This window comes from Candidatus Aeolococcus gillhamiae, assembly GCF_016464765.1.
Lineage (GTDB): Bacteria > Chloroflexota > Dormibacteria > Aeolococcales > Aeolococcaceae > Aeolococcus > Aeolococcus gillhamiae.
Genome location: NZ_JAEKNS010000053.1, coordinates 1 through 17,790, shown reverse-complemented (window position 1 = coordinate 17,790; position 17,790 = coordinate 1). Strand labels below are relative to the sequence as shown.

18 protein-coding genes are annotated in these 17,790 nt (G+C 68.8%); 10 read left to right on the top strand and 8 right to left on the bottom strand.

What is annotated here, in order from left to right:
- Positions 1–7: 7 nt before the first annotated feature.
- On the top strand, positions 8–1,042 hold the full coding sequence (locus JF886_RS04630; RefSeq protein WP_337310071.1) for a zinc-dependent alcohol dehydrogenase family protein: 1,035 nt from the start codon (positions 8–10) through the stop codon (positions 1,040–1,042).
- A gap of 30 nt (positions 1,043–1,072) precedes the next feature.
- Here the strand turns inward: JF886_RS04630 and JF886_RS04625 are convergent, their stop codons facing one another.
- Positions 1,073–1,444: a metallopeptidase family protein gene (locus tag JF886_RS04625; RefSeq protein WP_337310069.1), complete on the bottom strand. Its 372-nt coding sequence runs from the start codon at positions 1,442–1,444 to the stop codon at positions 1,073–1,075.
- Positions 1,445–1,613: 169 nt separating this feature from the next.
- Here JF886_RS04625 and JF886_RS04620 point away from each other — a divergent pair, with 169 nt between their 5' ends.
- The gene (locus JF886_RS04620; RefSeq protein ID WP_337310067.1) at positions 1,614–2,549 is read left to right on the top strand and encodes an SdiA-regulated domain-containing protein; all 936 of its coding nucleotides are present in this window, start codon (positions 1,614–1,616) and stop codon (positions 2,547–2,549) included.
- Between the two features lie 62 nt (positions 2,550–2,611).
- On the opposite strand, the gene JF886_RS04615 is transcribed toward JF886_RS04620, so the two are convergent.
- Positions 2,612–4,855, bottom strand: a complete 2,244-nt coding sequence (locus tag JF886_RS04615; RefSeq protein ID WP_337310065.1) for an alkaline phosphatase family protein — start codon at positions 4,853–4,855, stop codon at positions 2,612–2,614.
- Between the two features lie 278 nt (positions 4,856–5,133).
- The gene (locus tag JF886_RS04610; protein WP_337310064.1) at positions 5,134–5,643 is read right to left on the bottom strand and encodes a hemerythrin domain-containing protein; all 510 of its coding nucleotides are present in this window, start codon (positions 5,641–5,643) and stop codon (positions 5,134–5,136) included.
- 80 nt (positions 5,644–5,723) lie between these two features.
- On the opposite strand from JF886_RS04610, the gene JF886_RS04605 reads away from it, so the two are divergent.
- A complete protein-coding gene (locus JF886_RS04605; RefSeq protein WP_337310062.1) occupies positions 5,724–5,933 on the top strand; it encodes a hypothetical protein in 210 nt (69 codons plus the stop codon).
- 21 nt (positions 5,934–5,954) lie between these two features.
- Here JF886_RS04605 and lon read toward each other — a convergent pair whose 3' ends face one another.
- Positions 5,955–8,288, bottom strand: coding sequence for an endopeptidase La (gene lon, locus JF886_RS04600; RefSeq protein ID WP_337310060.1), 2,334 nt, complete (start codon positions 8,286–8,288; stop codon positions 5,955–5,957).
- Positions 8,289–8,581: 293 nt separating this feature from the next.
- Between lon and JF886_RS04595 the strand changes: the two genes are divergently transcribed.
- From JF886_RS04595 to JF886_RS04570, 6 genes are all read left to right on the top strand, one after another.
- Entirely contained in the window at positions 8,582–8,965 is a 384-nt protein-coding gene (locus tag JF886_RS04595) for a hypothetical protein (RefSeq protein ID WP_337310058.1), read from the top strand.
- 56 nt (positions 8,966–9,021) lie between these two features.
- Complete coding sequence (locus JF886_RS04590; protein WP_337310056.1) at positions 9,022–10,032, top strand: pirin family protein; 1,011 nt, start codon at positions 9,022–9,024, stop codon at positions 10,030–10,032.
- Between the two features lie 121 nt (positions 10,033–10,153).
- A complete protein-coding gene (ftsH, locus tag JF886_RS04585) occupies positions 10,154–12,151 on the top strand; it encodes an ATP-dependent zinc metalloprotease FtsH (RefSeq protein ID WP_337310054.1) in 1,998 nt (665 codons plus the stop codon).
- Positions 12,152–12,167: 16 nt separating this feature from the next.
- Positions 12,168–12,557 (top strand): nuclear transport factor 2 family protein, encoded by a 390-nt coding sequence (locus JF886_RS04580; RefSeq protein ID WP_337310051.1) that lies wholly within the window; start codon positions 12,168–12,170, stop codon positions 12,555–12,557.
- A complete protein-coding gene (locus tag JF886_RS04575) occupies positions 12,557–12,904 on the top strand; it encodes a TfoX/Sxy family protein (RefSeq protein WP_337310049.1) in 348 nt (115 codons plus the stop codon). The genes JF886_RS04580 and JF886_RS04575 overlap by 1 nt, the downstream gene beginning before the upstream one ends.
- Before the next feature lie 44 nt (positions 12,905–12,948).
- Positions 12,949–13,356: an OsmC family protein gene (locus JF886_RS04570; RefSeq protein WP_337310047.1), complete on the top strand. Its 408-nt coding sequence runs from the start codon at positions 12,949–12,951 to the stop codon at positions 13,354–13,356.
- Here JF886_RS04570 and galK read toward each other — a convergent pair.
- From galK to JF886_RS04550, 4 genes are read right to left on the bottom strand one after another with little or no spacing between them, the layout of a single operon-like run.
- On the bottom strand, positions 13,353–14,372 hold the full coding sequence (galK, locus tag JF886_RS04565) for a galactokinase (RefSeq protein WP_337310045.1): 1,020 nt from the start codon (positions 14,370–14,372) through the stop codon (positions 13,353–13,355). The two genes, JF886_RS04570 and galK, sit on opposite strands and share 4 nt — an antisense overlap.
- Positions 14,362–15,168 (bottom strand): hypothetical protein, encoded by an 807-nt coding sequence (locus JF886_RS04560; RefSeq protein WP_337310043.1) that lies wholly within the window; start codon positions 15,166–15,168, stop codon positions 14,362–14,364. Before JF886_RS04560 ends, galK begins: the two co-directional genes overlap by 11 nt.
- A 27-nt stretch (positions 15,169–15,195) precedes the next feature.
- Positions 15,196–16,020, bottom strand: coding sequence for an ABC transporter permease (locus JF886_RS04555; protein ID WP_337310041.1), 825 nt, complete (start codon positions 16,018–16,020; stop codon positions 15,196–15,198).
- Complete coding sequence (locus JF886_RS04550) at positions 16,017–17,045, bottom strand: ATP-binding cassette domain-containing protein (protein ID WP_337310039.1); 1,029 nt, start codon at positions 17,043–17,045, stop codon at positions 16,017–16,019. Before JF886_RS04550 ends, JF886_RS04555 begins: the two co-directional genes overlap by 4 nt.
- Positions 17,046–17,138: 93 nt before the next feature.
- Between JF886_RS04550 and JF886_RS04545 the strand changes: the two genes are divergently transcribed.
- Positions 17,139–17,621 (top strand): hypothetical protein, encoded by a 483-nt coding sequence (locus tag JF886_RS04545; RefSeq protein ID WP_337310037.1) that lies wholly within the window; start codon positions 17,139–17,141, stop codon positions 17,619–17,621.
- The last annotated feature ends 169 nt before the right edge of the window (positions 17,622–17,790 follow it).

The following is a 17,790-nucleotide window of genomic DNA, read 5'->3' as shown; positions in this document are numbered from 1 at the left end:
GCCTGCCGTGAAGGCGGTCCAGTTCGAGGCCTACGGCAGCCCGCCGAGGGTGGTCGACGTGGCCGAGCCGCGCTGCCCGCCGGACGGCGTGGTGATCGAGGTCGGCGCGACTGGTCTGTGCCGGTCGGACTGGCACGCCTGGCGCGGCCACGAGACGGTGGCGCTGCCGCACATCCCGGGACACGAGTTCGCCGGGGTGATCGCAGCCGTTGGTGAGCGGGTGCGTTCGTGGACGGTGGGGGAGCGCGTCACGGCACCGTTCGTCCTCGGGTGCGGAATCTGCGAGCAGTGCCGGGCGGGTGCCGCGCAGGTCTGTACAGACCAACGACAACCTGGCTTCAGCGGGCCTGGCTCGTTCGCCGAACGGGTTGCCGTCGAGCGCGCCGACTTCAACCTGGTCGCGCTCCCTGCGGGGCTCGACTTTGTCACCGCGGCATCGCTGGGGTGCCGCTTTGCCACGGCGTTCCGGGCGCTGACGGCGCACGCGAGGGTCGGAACCGGACAATGGGTGGCAGTCTTCGGGTGCGGCGGCGTCGGTCTGTCAGCAGTGATGATCGCGACGGCGTTGGGCGCGCAGGTGGTGGCAGTGGACGCGTTCGCGGGGGCGCTGGAGCGTGCCACCGCCATCGGCGCGGTGGCGACCGTGGAGGCGGGTAGGGAGCCCGACACCGCCGGCGCGGTGATCGCCGCGACCGACGGCGGAGCGCACGTGTCGATGGACGCCGCCGGCAGCGCGGCAACCGCCATCGCGTCGGTGCGCTCGTTGCGCCGCCGCGGCCGCCACGTGCAGGTCGGACTGCTGCACGGCGCCGACGCCACACCCGCCCTGGCCATGGACCGGGTGATCGCTTTCGAGCTGGAGCTGTACGGGTCGCACGGCATGGCCGCGCGGGACTACCCGGCGATGCTCGAGCTCGTCGAGTCCGGTGCGCTGCAGCCGCGGCGCCTGGTCGGGTCGGTCATCGACCTCAACGGCACTCCCGATGCCCTGATGGCGATGGATGCGCCCGGCGCAGATGGGATCACCGTCGTCGCGATGTAGGACCCGCGGACCGGCGGTGGACGCCGTGCATCAGTGATCCAGCCGGGTGTCGCGGATGTCGGCGTGGTCGAGGCCGAAGTAGTGGGCGACCTCATGGAGCACTGTGTCGGTGACCTGGTCGACCAGCTCCCTGTGGCTCGTGCAGTACGCCTCGATGTGCCGTTGCAGCAGCACGATCCGCTTGGGGTACGGCGAGATGCTGAACGCCGAGTCGGCGTCGCCCTCATAGAAGCCGAGCACGTGCTCATCGATGTCGTGGTCGCGGTCGTCCTCGCTCGAACCGCTCTGGATGGTGATCATCAGGTTGTCGGCATCCAGCCGGGCCCGAAGGTCTGCCGGGATGCTGTCGAGGGCCGCAACGGCGATGCGCTCGAAGTCGTCGGCGGACACGTGGTACGGCACCGCTCGAGCATGCATCAACCGGCAGCCCACGCGACCCGGCCCGCGGCGCTCCCGCAGGCGCCGAGTGCGAACAGGGCCAGCGATGCAGCCACCGCCACCACCCTCCGATGCGCGAAACGGATTCTGCGCCGTTCCGTGCCGATCGTCCACGCCACCCGCAGAGGAGCGCGTGGTATCAAGCAATGTGGTCAGGAGGCATCGCGCAGGCGCGCTGGCAGCGTCGATGGCGTTGGCCATGGCCGGCTGCGCGTCGGTGGCGTCGTCCAGCGTCAGTCCGGCGGAGGTGTCGACGGGCTCCGGACCGGCGAGCGGCACTGCAGCCACGCCCGCCAGCCTGAGTGGGTGCCCGCCCGCGCAGCCGGAGGCCGCGCTGCCGGTCCTTGCCCACCTTGCCGGATCACCCGATGACCTCACCGTTGATCGCGCCGGTCATATCTGGGTCACCGCGCTCGCCGCGCACCGCATCACCGAGCTCACCGCGAGCGGCACCGTGATCGCCACGCTCAGCGATCCCGGTGGTCCGGAGGGGATCGTCGAGCTCCCGGATGGCCGCTTTGTCGTCGCCGACCAGGAGACCAATGCGCTGAGCACCTTCGCGGCCGGCGTCAGGGCACCCACTCGGCTGCTCACGCTGTCCAACCACTCGTCCAACCTCGGCGTTGACGGCATCTACTACGACACCGTTGCGCAGCGATTGCTGGTACCGGACAGTCCCAACGGCACGCTCCTGGCGTACGCGGTCGGCGGTGCCACGACGGCGCTCGTGCACGGGCTGGGCCGTCCCGTCGCCGCCACCACCGACCCCGCGGGCAACACGTACATCGGGATGGAGAATGCTCCCGGAGTGCTCATGGTCGCGCCGAACGGAGCCACGCGGTCGCTGAGCTCATTCAGACAGGTGGACGAGGTCGTGTACCTCAACGGGCTTCTCTACGTCGCCGACCTCGCCGGTACAGTGGCCGCTGTCGACCCAGCAAGCGGACGAACGACAACATTGGTGACAGCAGCTCCCGAGCCGCAGGGCCTTGCCGCCACCGCCGCCGGGACACTGCTGCTCGTCGACGAGGCAGCCCGCACCATCACGACCCTCAGGCCATGTCGATGAGGCCGACGACCGCGCGGGGCACAGGCACGGGCCGCATGCTCGCCGGCTGAGGCGAGCAGACCTCACGTCGGGTCGTTCGGATCCTGGACGACAGCCGCTGCCGGGGCGACGGGTTGCTGGACCATCGCCGCTCCGGGCAGCGGCGCCTGGGTGTAGTCGAAGCTGTTTGCGAATGCGTAGGCGCCGGCGTCATTGACGCCGAGGGCAGGTAGCCCGAATGTTTGCTCGGTGAAGGCGAGAATGGATGCAAAGGTCGCAGGCGTCGTGTCGTTGAAGCCGGCTTTCGCATAGGGCGAGACGATCACAAGTGGCACCCTGATCCCTTGCGGGGTGCCGTCCGGATTCACCCCCGGTGCCACCTGGTCATAGAAGCAGCCGCAATCGTCGTAGGTGATGAAGAGCGCGGTCGACTGCCACTCCGGTCCGTGCTCGAGAGCTGTGGCCACCTGGCCGATCCAGTTGTCACCCGTGGCCATCGACGTCCCGTTGTGCTGCGACGTCGGCCCCGTGCCGCTGCCCTGGGGGAGGACGATCGAAAAGCTGGGGAGCGTGCCGTTGTTGGCGTCGTTGACGAAGTTGGTCACAGGGACCATGTTCTTCCGCTCGCTGCTGTCCAGGCACTCCGCGAAGGAAGGGCACACGGCCCAGCTGTACTGGCCGCCGGAACCGGCCCCTCCCGCAGTCGTCACACCGCTCGTGTAGAGGCGCCACGGAAGGCCGGCCGCGTCGAGGCGTCCCATGATCGTCGGCACGTACTGGACCGGGGTGGCGCGATAGGCGCCCCCAAACGGGTAGATGCTGGGACTGAGGCTCGGATCCGGGACGCAGCTCGGCACCTGCTGGAGAGCCCCACCAAGGGAGGGGCTCCATTGGGCGTCGAGGTTGCTGTCGCATCCCCATCCCTGCCCCGGGGTCACGCCGGCGTGAGGTTGCGGGTTGTTGCCGTTGAACCCATCGATGCTGGCAGCAGCGGCGTAGAGGTGTCCGCCGAACGATGGACTGTCCGCCATGCTGAAGGTGTGGTCGTCCATGGCGAACGCACCGGCCAGTGACGTGATGTTCGGCACCTGGGCGGCGCTGTAGTAGGAGACGCACGGGTATGGCGGGGAGCTCTTGGCCGCGCACGACCCAACGCCTGCCCAGCCGTCCATGTTGCCACCGTCGATCGCAGCCACCTGATCAGCGACCGAGTGGCCCATGGACGGAACCAGGTCGGTCGCCTGTGTCGGCGTGACCACCACGCCGCCCTTCAGCGTCACCGTAGGTGGCAGCCCGAGACAGTGAGCGTTGTGCGCGCACCAGGAGCCGAGCACGTTGTCGAAGCTGTGGTTCTCCTGGTAGAGGACGACGACGTGCTTGATCGGGCGGCCGGAGGGCGACGGTGACGGACTTGTCGTTGGAGTTGCTGTGGCGGTGGGGGTCGCTGTCGGGGTGGCGGTGACGGACGGAGTGGGCGTCGATGTGTCCGTCGGGGTCGGTGTCGGCGAACTCGAGGCAGCCTGGAAGGTCGCGATTACCGCCGTCCACGACACGGACGACGACAGGGTGGACGCATAACTCTGCGGTCCGGCTGCGCTCAGCACTTGCGTGGCTAACTGCTCCCCGGTGTTGGCCCCACTCACCCGCGACTGCACCGGCGCGACGAACGCATAACCGGTAGTCTGCTTGCTCGGGGTGACCGCGGAGTTCCAGCCGACGCTGGCAACGGCAATCTCATTGGGCTTGGAAGTCGGCGTGGGTCCGGTGGACGCTGCAGGGCCCGTCCCCGACTTCGCCGCGGTGACATCGAGCGGGGCGATGGTGGCGACGCCCGACAGCTCGATGACGGTCATGGCGACCGCCGACGCCGCAGTCGTCGTCACCGTGACGCTCCCGGTGGCAGCGACGGTCGTGGCGTTGGCCGCGTACCACATCTCCTGGTCGGACTGCTTCCCCGCCGCGACGGCCGTGGCCCGCGCCCACGTATTCCCGGCACTGTCGCTGACGACGGTGACCGCGGCGGTGCCGCTGACGTTGCGCACCTTCACGACCGCGGCGAGCAGATCGCCTCTGGTAGTGTCAGCGCCCGGTGTGGCGCTGAGCTGTGATCCCTGTGTGGTGAGGGCTGCGCTGAAGCTCCGCACCACGCCGAGCGGCGCGGACGTCGGGTGCAGGGTGAGCGCGACGGTGCCGCCCACAGAGATGGCGGCGACGGCAACGACCAGCGCCGCCACCCGGAGTCGGAAGGCGCGGGCACCGCCAGACCCACGGGCCAGCGCGCCGACAGCCTGCGCTCGCGAGACCAGCCCGAGCCGCCTCCGCCGCATCCTCGAACCTCTGTGGCCCAGGCTTCGTTGTGGCAGCCCAGTGCCAGCCAAATGCTACGCCGATCGAGATGCGAGCGCCCACTGTTGTTTCAGGACCACCTCGACAGAGCTCTTTTCACGACCCGGTTGGCGCAATTGCCGCCGGATGCTCCGCTTCGCAGGGACGCCAACGATGCCGGCCCGGTGAACTCCGCCTGATGTTCGGGGGAGTCCTCGACTATGACTTCGCCGAGCGCGTCGTCGACGTTGTCTTGCGGGGTTTTGCGGACGCTCCGTAGTCAGCTGTTCTGTTCGATGTAGCGCTTGGGGTCCTTGTCCTTCGCCTCGATGCCCGCTGCATGTTCGGCCTCGAACATGGCGAATGCCACGGCGATGTCGTGGCGCAGCTGCAACGAGGCGTGGTGGCGGAAGTCGGTGAGGTCCTCGCGTTCTTCCTCGGCCATGTGGTCGCTGTTCGCCTTGTTCGCGGCGGTCACGGCCTTCCACCAATCGTCGCTGCCAACCTCGTGCTCACCGGCCTCCCTGGTGGCGTCACGGATGTCGTTGTGATCCTTGATGACGTCGGTCACCTCTTCGACGACGCTCTCGCCTCCGACCCCGGTTCCGATCTTGAGCAGATGGGGATAGAACAGCTGCTCCTCAGCCTCGGCGTGCACCTCGAGGAGGATGCGCAGGCGCGTCCAGACGGCGCCCAGCCCCTCGGTGTTGGAGCCGCCGATGTCCTCGAGGAACGCGAACATCCGCCGCTGCTCGTGGTGGTCGTGCAGGATGAGTTCGGTGATGTCCATGGCACCTCGGAGGAAGCGGTTGCCTGCTGGGGCCAGTCTATGCCTGCCGCGTTGACGACCGCGTACCCTACGGCGATCAAATGACAGATGCAGGTGAGGATGCCATGCCCGAGGAGGTCGACGACACCACGGCAGCTGAGGTTGGCCACGCGCTGATCCGCTGGCTCACGGATGAAGACCCGGCCGGAGTTGCGCGATTCGCGCCTGGTCTCGGTCCCGTCGACGACGCCCGCGCCACGCGCGTTGGCCACGCCGTCGTGGAGCTGCTGCAGCACCTCGACGTCGCCTGAGCTGCTCTGCGAGGGCGGCGGCTACGCTGCAGCCGCCGCTTCCGTGGCGCGGGGCGCCAGCGCGACAGCGATCGCCTCCTCCACCCGGCTCGCCAGGTGAAAGGTCATCGCCTCACGGACACTCTCGGGCACGTCGTCGATGTCCTTCTCGTTGCGGCGCGGCAGGATCACCTCGGTGAGCCCCATGCGGTGGGCGGCCAGCACCTTCTGCTTGACGCCCCCGATGGGCAGCACCAGTCCCTGCAGGGTCACCTCGCCGGTCATGGCCACGGTGTTGCGCATCGGCCGGCCGGTGAGCAGACTCACCAGCGCGGTGGTCATCGCCACCCCGGCTGACGGGCCGTCCTTGGGCACAGCGCCCGCCGGCACGTGGACGTGGACGCTCTTCTGCGCCGCGTCCGGGTCGATGCCGAGCTCGACGGCGTGGGCGCGGACGTACGACAGAGCGATCTGCGCGGACTCCTTCATCACGTCACCGAGCTGGCCGGTCAGCGTCAGCTTGCCGTCGCCCTCGCTGGTGGCCGCCTCGATGAAGAGCACATCGCCACCGGTCCCGGTGACGGCCAGCCCGGTGGCCACGCCGGCGACCGACGTGCGCTCGACGACCTCGTTGTCGAACTTCGGCTTGCCGAGCAGCTCACGGACCTCTGCGGGCGTGATCGCGAATGGCGGCGTGAGCTCGCCGGTCGCGATCTTCGTCGCCACCTTGCGGGTCATCTTGCCCAGCTCGCGTTCGAGGTTGCGGACGCCCGCCTCGCGCGTGTGGTCGGTGATCACCGCGAGGATCGCCGGGTCGGTGACGCTGACCTCCTCCGGCTCGAGGCCCGCCTGGGTGACCTGGCGGCGCAGCAGGTGGTCGCGCGCGATGGCCACCTTCTCGTTCTCGGTATAGCCGTCCAGGCGGATCAGCTCCATGCGGTCGAGCAGCGGCGCGGGGATGGTCTCCCAGACGTTGGCGGTCGGGATGAAGAGAACCTCGGAGAGGTCGAGGTCGACCTCGAGGTAGTGATCACGGAAGGTGTTGTTCTGAGCAGGATCGAGCACCTCGAGCAGCGCCGACGACGGGTCGCCGCGCCAGTCGCTGCCGACCTTGTCGATCTCGTCGAGCATGATCACCGGGTTCTTGGTGCCGGCCTCTTTGAGGGCGCGCACGATGCGACCGGGAAGCGCGCCGACGTAGGTGCGACGGTGGCCGCGGATGTCGGCTTCGTCATGGATGCCGCCCAGCGACACGCGCGCGAACTTCCGTCCCAGCGCACGGGCGACCGACTCGCCGAGCGACGTCTTGCCGACGCCGGGCGGCCCGACTAGGGTGATGATCGCGCCCGAACCACGACCGCCGAGCACGGTGAGGCCGCGCTCATGACGCAGCTTGCGGACGGCAAGGAACTCGATGATGCGCTGCTTCACGTCGTCGAGGCCGGTATGGTCGGCATCGAGGATGCGACGCGCCTCGGCTAGGTCGAAGTTGTCCTCCGAGCGCACGTTCCAGGGAATCTCGAACATCCAGTCGAGGTACGTCCGGATCCAGCCGTGCTCGGGGTTCTGCTCGCTGGTCCGCTCGAAGCGGTCCACCTCGCGTTCGACCTCCTTGCGCACGTCGTCAGGCATGCCCGCGTTCTCGAGCCGTTCGCGGTAGCCGGCGGCGACGTCGTCACCGCCCTCGCCGAGCTGCTTCTTGATCGCCTCAAGCTGCTGGCGCAGCAGGTAATCGCGCTGCGTCTTCTCCATGCCCTCGTTGACCTCGGTGCGGATCTTCTCGCGCACCGACGCGTCGGCCAGGATGTCCTTGGTCCACGCGATGAGCCGGGTGAGGCGGGCCTCGATGTCGATCGTCTCGAGCACCTCGACGCGCTGCTCGACGCTGAGGTCGGGCGAGTAGCCCGCCAGGTCGGCGAGATGGCCGGGATGGCGGACGGAACGCACCGCCTCGATGACCCGGCCGGCGCCACGCGACTCGAGGAGGTTCTCGATCAGCGCGCGATACTCGCGCGCCAGCTCGCGAGCGGCATCGGTCGGCTCGCCGTCGGCGAGGGGCTCGACCTGCACCCACAGTGCGCCGCCGATGTCGGACTGACCGCCACCGAGGCGTGCGCGATGGAGGCCCTTGAAGATAGAGACGTCGGCGCCGGTGGGCAGCTGGCCGGACTCGACCACCTGGGCGACGGTGCCGATGGACGAGAAGGCCCCGCCGACGTGCGGCACCAGCAGGAGGAGCCGGTTGCCCTTCTGGGCGGCGGCCACCGCGGCCCGCTGGGTGTCGCCCTCGATGGCGAGGGTCACGGTCATGCCGGGAAGGACGACGACGTCGTCGAGTTGCAGGATCGGCAGCAGTTCGGAGGTCAGTTCAGCCATTTCAAGATCTGATGTACCCGTGCCAGCCGGTTTCGAACCGCACCGAGGGACGTCACGCGGCCTGTGACAAGCTAGCCCCAGGCCACGGAGGCGCGACCTCCGTCTGCACCGGATGAGGACGTGACATGAGCCAGGACATCGAGGGCCCCGGACCTCGCGCCGACCAGACCGACGTCGACCGCCTCCTCGAAGATGCTCGAACCCTCTCGCCGAGCGCCGGCCGGCACGCTGCCGGCTGACGGGCTTGATGTTCAATGCGCTGAGCGGCACCCGCCGCGAAAGGAGACCCATCGATGGCCAACCGTGATCCGCAGACTCCTCACCCCGAGGACCTGCCCTGGAACGACGAACCCGCCGACAGCGACGTCGTGATCGGCAGCGCTGAGCCTGATCCCGCCGAGGTCGTCGGTGATGCAGGGGAGGAGGTCGACATCTCCCACCGCGGCGTCAGCGACCCTGAGCACCGCGACACGCTCGAGGAGCGGTTGGCGGAGGAAGAACCGGACCGCCCCCTCCACGCCCAGGCCGACGAGGTCGGCGACTTGGTCGCGCCCGAGGCGGGCAGCGACGACCTCGTCGCCGAGCGCGCCGAGCCAGACCAGGGCGAGCTCGAAGCAGCCGACATCGAGCCGGCTGAGGGAGCTGCGATGCACATCAGCAGTGAGGGTCGCGCGTAGCCGCGGATGCCACACATGAACCCCGATCCTTCGCAGCCAGCCACCGGAGAGTCGTCATGCCCGCAGTGACCGTCGACAACCTTCTGACCCTTCCTCGCGTCCCCAACGCCCGCGTCGCCACTGCGATGGAACGTCCGGTGACGTCGGTCACCACTGCCCCGAAGGGTTTCGAGGGCGAGGGCTTCCCGGTGCGCCGGGCGTTCGCGGGCGTGCAGCTGGCCGACCTCGATCCGTTCGTCCACATGGACCAGATGGGCGAGGTGGAGTACGCGCCCGGCGAGCCGAAGGGCACCCCGTGGCATCCGCACCGCGGCTTCGAGACGGTCACCTACATGATCGACGGCACCTTCGAGCACCAGGACTCGCACGGTGGTGGTGGCCTCATCACCAACGGTGCGACTCAGTGGATGACCGCGGGAGGCGGGATCCTGCACATCGAGACACCACCCGAGGCACTGGTGATGTCCGGCGGTCTCTTCCACGGCATTCAGCTCTGGGTCAACCTGCCCGCCCGGGACAAGATGATCCCGCCGGCGTACCAGGGGATCGAGGCGGGTGACGTGACCCTGGTCGCCTCCGCGGACGGCGGGTCCCTGGTGCGGGTGATCGCCGGCGAGTTCGCCGGCCATAGCGGTCCGGGGTCGACGCATACGCCGATGGCGCTGGTCCACGCGACCGTGGCCCCGGGCTCGCAGCTGCAGCTGCCCTGGAACCCGTCGTACAACGCCCTGCTCTACGTCCTTGCCGGGTCCGGCCGCGCCGGGGCAGAGGCTCGGCCGGTGCAGAGCGGGCAGCTGGCTGTCTTCGGCGCTGGTGACTGGCTCACCGTGCGCGCCGACGATCGCCAGGATTCACGCAGCGCCACGCTCGAGGTTCTGCTGCTGGGCGGCCAGCCCATCCGCGAGCACGTCGAGCACTACGGCCCGTTCGTCATGAATACGCGCGACGAGATCGCGCAGGCGCTGGAGGATTTCCAGGCGGGCCGTCTCGGGACCATCCCGGCCAACGCGCTGATGCCCCACGTGCCGGACCCGAACCCCGTCCGCGCCGAGCACACCGGCATCTGAGCGGTCAACGCCGCCGCGGCAGCGCTATCCGCGCCGCCGGAGCCCCCGGCTGACGAAGTAGTCGGACGGCAACCGGATCGCCCCACGGCCGGCCCTGCCGGTTCGGCGCTAGGCTAGATCCATGCCTGACCAGCCGACCAAAAGGCAGCCCAGGCCGCCGCGTTTGTCGCTGGGGCGCTGGCGGCCGGCGCCGCCGCCTCGGCCCGGCGGCTCCAACCTCCCGCGGCCGGGGACCCCGCGACCGCCAGCGCGGGCGCCGACCGGATTCCGCTCGCGCACCTTCTGGACCACTCTGGCCGTGCTGTTCGCCATCAATATCCTGTTCACGAACGTCTTCTTTGCCCCCGCGCAGCCCAAGACGGTGGTCATCCCGTACGACGTCTTCGTGCAGCAGGTGAAGTCGGACAATGTCACCAGTGTCACCAGCACGTCGGAGGCGATCGTCGGCAGCACCAAGAAGCCGGTGACCGCGGGATCCGGGCAGGGCAGCGCCACCAACTTCTCCACGCAGCGGCCGTCGTTCGCCACCGATGACCTGCTCGGCGTGCTGCAACAGCACAAGGTCACCATCGATGCTCTCAACCCGAACCCGCCAACGCCGCTGTGGCAGACGCTGCTGCTCAGCTTCGGCCCGGTGTTGCTGCTGGTCCTGTTGTTCGTCTATGTCAGCCGGCGGATGGCGTCGCTGCGCAGTGGCGCGGGAGGCATCCTGGGGCGGTTCGGCCAGAGCGGTGCGCGACTGTACAACGCGGAGCACCCGCCGACCACGTTCGCCGACGTCGCCGGCATCGACGAGGTCAAGGCGGAGCTGCTCGAGATCGTCGATTTCCTCAAGGAGCCGGCCAAATATGAGCGCCTGGGAGGGACGGTGCCGAAGGGAGTGCTGCTCATCGGCGCGCCCGGCACCGGCAAGACTCTGCTGGCTCGCGCGGTTGCCGGGGAGGCAGGTGTCCCCTTCTTCTCGATCTCCGCGTCGGAGTTCATCGAGGCGATCGTGGGCGTTGGCGCGTCACGTGTGCGTGACCTCTTCGAGAAGGCGCGGGCTGCGGCGCCCGCGATCATTTTCATCGACGAGATGGACGCGGTGGGGCGGTCGCGCAGCGCCGCCCTGCGCATCGGTGGCAACGACGAGCAGGAGCAGACGCTCAACCAGATCCTCACCGAGATGGACGGGTTCGACCCGCATGAAGGTGTCATCGTGCTGGCGGCCACCAATCGCGGCGACGTGCTCGACCCGGCGTTGCTCCGTCCCGGCCGCTTCGACCGCCGCGTCCAGGTCCATGCTCCCGACCGCGCCGGCCGCTCAGCGATCCTGCGCATTCACACCCGCAACATCCCGCTCGCTCCTGATGTCGACCTCAACGAGATCGCCTCGCAGACTGCCGGCATGGTGGGCGCGGATCTGCGCAGCCTCGCCAACGAGGCAGCGTTGTCGGCGGCGCGACGCGGCGCCGCGCTGGTAACCCTCGAGGACTTCACCGTCGCCATCGAGAAGGTGGAGTTGGGCTCCGAGCGCAAGCTGATGCTCACCCCTGAGGATCGCGAGCGCATCGCCTATCACGAGTCCGGCCACGCGCTGCTCGGCCTCCTGCTCCCCGGTGCCGATCCGGTCAGCCGCGTCTCGATCATCCCGCGCGGCCAGTCGCTGGGAGCGACGACACAGACGCCGGTCGACGACCGGTTCAACTATGGAGAGGATTACCTGCGCGGCCGGATCACCGGCGCCCTCGGCGGGAGGGCGGCCGAGGAGCTCATCTACGGGGTGGTCAGCACGGGGGCCGAGGCGGACCTGAGGATGGTGACCGGCATCGCGCGCGAGATGGTCGTGCGATGGGGGATGAGCCCGAAGGTCGGGGCGCTGAACTACTCAGAAGAGGGGAGCGCTGCCATCGCCTTCGGCACGCAGCGCCCGTACAGTGACGCCACCGCGGAGCTGATCGACAGCGAGGTCAAGCGCATCTCGGATGAATGCCTTGCGCAGGCAGTCGCGCTGCTCAAGGCCAATCGTGGCAGGCTCGATGCGCTTGCCCGCGCGCTGTTGGAGCACGACACGCTGTACGCCGCGGAGATCCTGCGTGTCGCCGACATACGCCAACCCGTGGTGGCGGCGACCGCGTAACCAGACAGGAGATGCCATGACCGACACCGCCGCCGTCGCCACCGCGTACATCGATGCCGTCGGAGCCGGGCGGTGGGACGAGGTCGCGGCGCTGCTGACGCCCGATGCAACCTTCGAGATCGCCGGTGGGGGACGCCACGAAGGCGCCACCGCCTTCCTGGCCGCGTTCGACGCTCTCAAGCCGATCATCGAGCGCAACGAGATCCGCAGCGTCATCACCGACGGCGATCGCGCCGTCGTCCTCTACGACTTCGTCACGCGAACCCCGGTCGGAGGCGTCCTCTCCGCCGAATGGCTGACCATTGAGGACGGCAAGGTGGCGTCGTCCTACCTTCTCTTCGACAAGGGACGCTGGCCGGAGGTCATGCAGCACCTGCAGCGCCCCGTCGCGCCGCCGTCAGCCTGATGAGCGTTGACGAGCATCTCGCCGCGCGCGTGCGCGAGCTTGTGCGAACCGAGGTCGGGGTGACCGAGAAGCGCATGTTCGGTGGGCTGGCGTTTCTGATCAACGGCAACATGGCGGTCAGCGCCAGCGGTCAGGGCGGATTGCTGCTCCGTGTCGATCCAGGCCAGACGCGCGCTCTCAGCAGCAGGCCGCACGCGGAGGTCGCGGTGATGCGTGGACGCGAGATGGATGGCTGGTTGCGTGTCGATGCCGACGGCGTGCGGACCAAACCTCAGCTGGGAAAATGGGTGAGCACAGGCGTGGCGTACGCTCGCACCCTGCCGCCGAAGAAGCAGTCAGCTCACTGAGTCCGCCGCGGTCCTGAACGCTTGACCGACGTATCCTTGCCCTGATGTTCCGGGTGGAGACGCGCACGCTCGACGGTCAGACGACGGCGGTCGGCGGAGCCGGTCCTCACTCCGTGATCGTGGACCGTCCCATCGAGGCAGGTGGCGGCGGGCGAGGGTTCAACGGCGGCCAGCTGCTCCATCTGGCGGTTGCGGGCTGCGTCTCCAATGACCTGTTCCGCGAGGCCGCGCGTTCTGGGATAACGCTGTCTCGCGTGGTGGTCATCGTGGATGGTGACTTCGAGGGCGACCCGCCGGTCTCGACAGGCATCACCTATCAGGTGGATGTCGAGGGCGACGCGTCGACCGAGGACCTCGACGCTCTCGTGCGCCACGTTGATGAGATCGCCGAGATCCCCAACTCCCTACGCCGTGGCACTGCGGTCAAGCTGCGCAGCGCCAAGGTGCATTAGCCCTTCAGCTCCCGCACACGCGCGCCCGCTGAAGCGTGGACGCGCCGGCCGGCGATCACCGTCCCCCGTTCCACCACGGCGACTGCACAGCCGCCGAAGCCCGCGCCGGTCAGCCGTGCCCCGAACACCCCCGTGGTGCAGTTGAGCTCGTCGACCAGTGCGTCGAGGGCCGGCGTCGACACCTCGAAGTCGTCGCGCAGACTACGGTGGCTCTCGCGCAGCAGCCGCCCGAAACGCTGGAGATCAGCGGTGCGCAGCGCGTCAGCGGCCTCGGCCACGCGCTCATTCTCGCTGACGACGTGGCGCGCCCGGCGGCGCAGACGATCATCCGGGATGCGCTCGACATCGCCTCGAGCCGCGTCGCGCAGCGGCCCGATCACGTCCGCCGCGCGCTCGCAGTCGGCGCGCCGCTCTACATACGGTGAGCCCACGAGTGCGCGGTGCTCGCCGGAGTCGATGACGACCACCTCGAGCCCGTCGGGGATGCGGACCGGATCCACGGTCAGCAACCGACAGTCGATCAGCAGCGCGCAACCCTGGACGCCTGCGGTAGCGGCCAGCTGATCCATGATCCCGCAGGGCACGCCGCTGGCGAGCTGCTCCGCGCGGCGACACAGCTGTGCCACTTCCAGCGCGCTACCCAGGGCCCCAAGGGCGAGGGCGGTGGCCACTTCCAGCGCGGCACTCGACGAGAGTCCGGCTCCGAGTGGGAGCGTTGTGGTGATGGATCCCGTGCCACCGCTGATGTCGTAGCCGGCCGACCGCAGCTCGACGACAACACCGGCGACGTATCGCGCCCACGCCGGCTGAATCGTCGTGGGATCGACGACATCCGTCTCGATGGCGGCCGGTGCGGGATCAGCGTCCGAGCGAAGTGTCACCGTCGTGGTCGGCAGGGGCGAGAACCGGACGGTCGTGCCCGTGTCGAGAGCCATGGGAAGGACGAGACCGCCGCTGTAGTCGGTGTGGTCGCCGATCAGATTGACCCGCCCCGGGGAGTAGGCCTCAATGATCATTCGACCACTGGAAAGCCCTCGCCGCCTCTTCTGCGGCCTCGGCCGCCCCAGCCGCGCTGATCGCCTCCTCCTCGGCGAGCCGGGCGGCCTCGGCGAGGTGATCGGCGCGATCCCGCTTGGCCTCCGCAAGAGCGCGGGCGCGGCGGGAGGCCTCGCCCAGCTCGGCAGCCCTTCGCTTGGCCGCGCGGTCGCCGGCAGCCTGGCGGATCTCCTGCGGCGGCGACGCCTTCCGCTTGACGCCAACCGGCGCTCGCTCGCTCCTGAGAGACGCCAGGGCCTCCACCAGCTCGGGTGGATCGTCACCGACATCGTCAGTGCCGAGGAACCCCGCTGGTTCGAGGTCCCTGTCGAGGGTTCCCCGCCAGAGCGCGACCCGCTCGCTGGCACCGCCTGTCGCCGCAGCCTGCAGCGTCGTCCGGATTCGTCGCAGTGCCTCCGCACCGGTGGGATGATCGGCGCGTTCGAGCACCGACCCCGCAGCGGCTGCCACGGCGTCGACCGATCGGCGCACGCGCTCCGACGCTGCGCGGAGCAGCTCGCCGCTCACCTCACCGTCGCCGGCCGCCTGCTGCATGTCGCGCGCGTCGGCACCCGCGGCCAGGAGCCCGGTGATCAGCGTCGGCTCGTCGAAGGCGACCTGGTCGATCGCCCATGCGGTCACTGACGGCTTGCGGAGCTTGCCGACGGCGACGGACGCCACAGCATCATGCGTGCGGAGCGATCTGGCGATGGCGGCGCGCTGGCCAATGAAGTCCTCCAGCGGCCCGTGATAGAGCTCAGTCACTGCGGCGTCCACAGACCGAGCGTAGTCGCGCGCCGGGTGTCAGGACGCGCGGCGATAGGCGCGTACGGCGAGCGGCGCAAACACCACGAGAATCCCTGCCAGCCAGGCCAGCGCCTCCCAGAGTGACGGAAAGAGCGGAAACTGCGGGCCGCCGAGGGCGAGCGACCGCATCGAGTTGATGACCAGCGTCACCGGTTGATGGTTGGCGAACGCCTGCATCCATCCCGGCATGGTGGCGATGGGGACGAATGCCGAGCTGACGAACGTCAGGGGGAACAGCCAGATCAGGCCGAAGGCCTGCACCGACTCCTCGTCCTTGATCGCCAGGCCGATGAAGGCCGACACGCAGCAGATGGTGACCCCGAACAGCTCGGCGAGCAGGATCATCGCCACCGCATTGAGCGCGCCATTCTGGAATCGGAATCCCACCGCGTACCCCACGCCGACGATGACGAGGATGGTGACCAGCATGCGGATGGCGTCTGCCATCAACCGTCCGGCCAGAACGGCCGATCGCGCCATGGGCAGCGAGCGCAAGCGGTCGATGATGCCCGCCTTCGCTTCCTGGGCCAGCGCGATCGCGGTTGCGAAGGTGGCGAACGCCGCCGTCTGGCCGATGATCCCCGGCATCAGGAAATTGACGTAGCCGCCGGCGTTGTTCACCGGAATGGCGCCGCCGAACACGTAGCGGAAGAGGAGCACGAAGATCACCGGCTGGACCACGGTGAACACGATGTACGCCGGCACCCGCAGCCACACGAGAAGGTTGCGCCGAGTCATCACCAGCGAGTCGCTGACCGCCCAGCGCGCCAGCTGCGCCACGCTGGGACGCGATGGCGGTGCTGTCGTTGTGGCCGTTGTCATCGCTCAGCCGCCTCCTTTTGCGCCGCGGGGCGGCGACCACGTCCTCGAACGGCACCGTCCTCGCTCTCGGCCGCGTGGCCGGTGACGGCGAGGAATACGTCGTCGAGCGACGGCCGATGCAGCGCCAGTCCATCGGTCTCGACTCCGGCGGCATCGAGACGGCGCACCGCGTCGACGATGGCGTGCGAACCACGGCTCCCCACTTGCAAAGCGACGCGGCGCGACTCCGCGTTGACGCGCGGCTCGGTATCGGTCAGCCCTGCGACCGCCTCCACCGCCCGCGCCACGAGGTCTCGGTCGACCACGGTGAACTCGAGCACGTCTCCGCCGACGCGGTCCTTCAGCTGATCGGAGGTGCCCTGCGCGATCACCTGGCCCCGCTCGATGACGATGATGTCGTCAGCGAGCTCATCGGCCTCGTCGAGGTACTGCGTGGTGAGCAGGATCGTGGTTCCCTGCGCTGCAAGCTGGCGGATCACGTCCCACATGCCGAGCCGCCCGTACGGATCGAGACCGGTCGTCGGCTCGTCGAGGAACAGAACAGCTGGGTCGCCCATGAGGCTGGCGGCCAGGTCGAGGCGGCGCTTCATGCCGCCCGAGTACGTCTTGGCAGGACGGTCGGCGGCGTCGACGAGGTCGAACCTCTCGAGCAGGTCCGCGGTGCGGGCGCGGACGTCATTCCGCTCCAGGTGACGCAGCCGCCCCATGATGTCGAGGTTCTCTCTGCCGGTGAGCTCGACCTGGATGGCGGTCGCCTGGCCGGCCAGCGCGATGACGCGGCGCACCGCGGCCGCATCACGCACCACGTCGTGGCCCTCGATGGACGCGGTTCCGGAGTCGGGACGGAGGAGTGTCGACAGGATCCGGACCGCGGTGGTCTTGCCGGCGCCGTTGGGACCGAGCACCCCGAGGACCGATCCGCGCGGCACAGCGAAATCGATGCCGCGCAACGCCTGGACCTTGCCGAACGCCTTGTGGAGGCCTTCAACGCGGATCGCGTGGTTGTCGGAGGCGAGGGCGTTCATCCAGCGACATTGTGCCCGCGGGACTTGGCTGCCGTCAAGTCGTGGTTGACATGCCTTGACCACGGTATGAACCGCTGTCATAGTTCCCTTGACATGAGCCGTTCAGTCCCTGATGACGTGGCGGCGGCCTGGCAGCAGACCATCGACGCATCTGCGCTGGCCGCCGTGGCCTCCAGCCGATCTCTGCACCAGGGTCTGGCGCAGTGGCAGCTCGACCTGGTGCGCGAGGCGCTCGCGGACGGCGCCAGCTGGGAGGACATCGGCGAAGCATTGGGTACGACCAGACAGGCCGCGTGGGCGCGGTTTCACCGCGCCCTGGATGAAGGAGGACAGCTCCGGATGGCACAGCCAAGTCGCCGTGAACGCATCAGCGCGATCAAGGACGCGGGCATCGCCCGGATCCGTCAGCTCGAAGAGCAGTGGCAGATCGAGCGAAGCCGGCTGCGCGACGAGATGGCGCAGACGCAGCGCAATCTCAAGGAGGCGCAGCGACTCCACACACGGCGCCAGAAAGAAGCGCGCGACGAGCTTCGTCGCGCCATCACAGCGGCCAGCTGGGAACTGCATGCAGGCTGACCCGCCCCGTCAGTTGGGGCGTCTTAGTTACTTCGTCCCGAAAAACCCGGTTTTGGGAGCTGAGTAGGCGCGAACCTCGCTGGGAATGCTGAGGTTTCCGGGTATTCCCGAGACTCGTATCTGCCATCTCAGCTGAGTGCCACCAACCGGTCCAGGTTGTGGGCCAGGA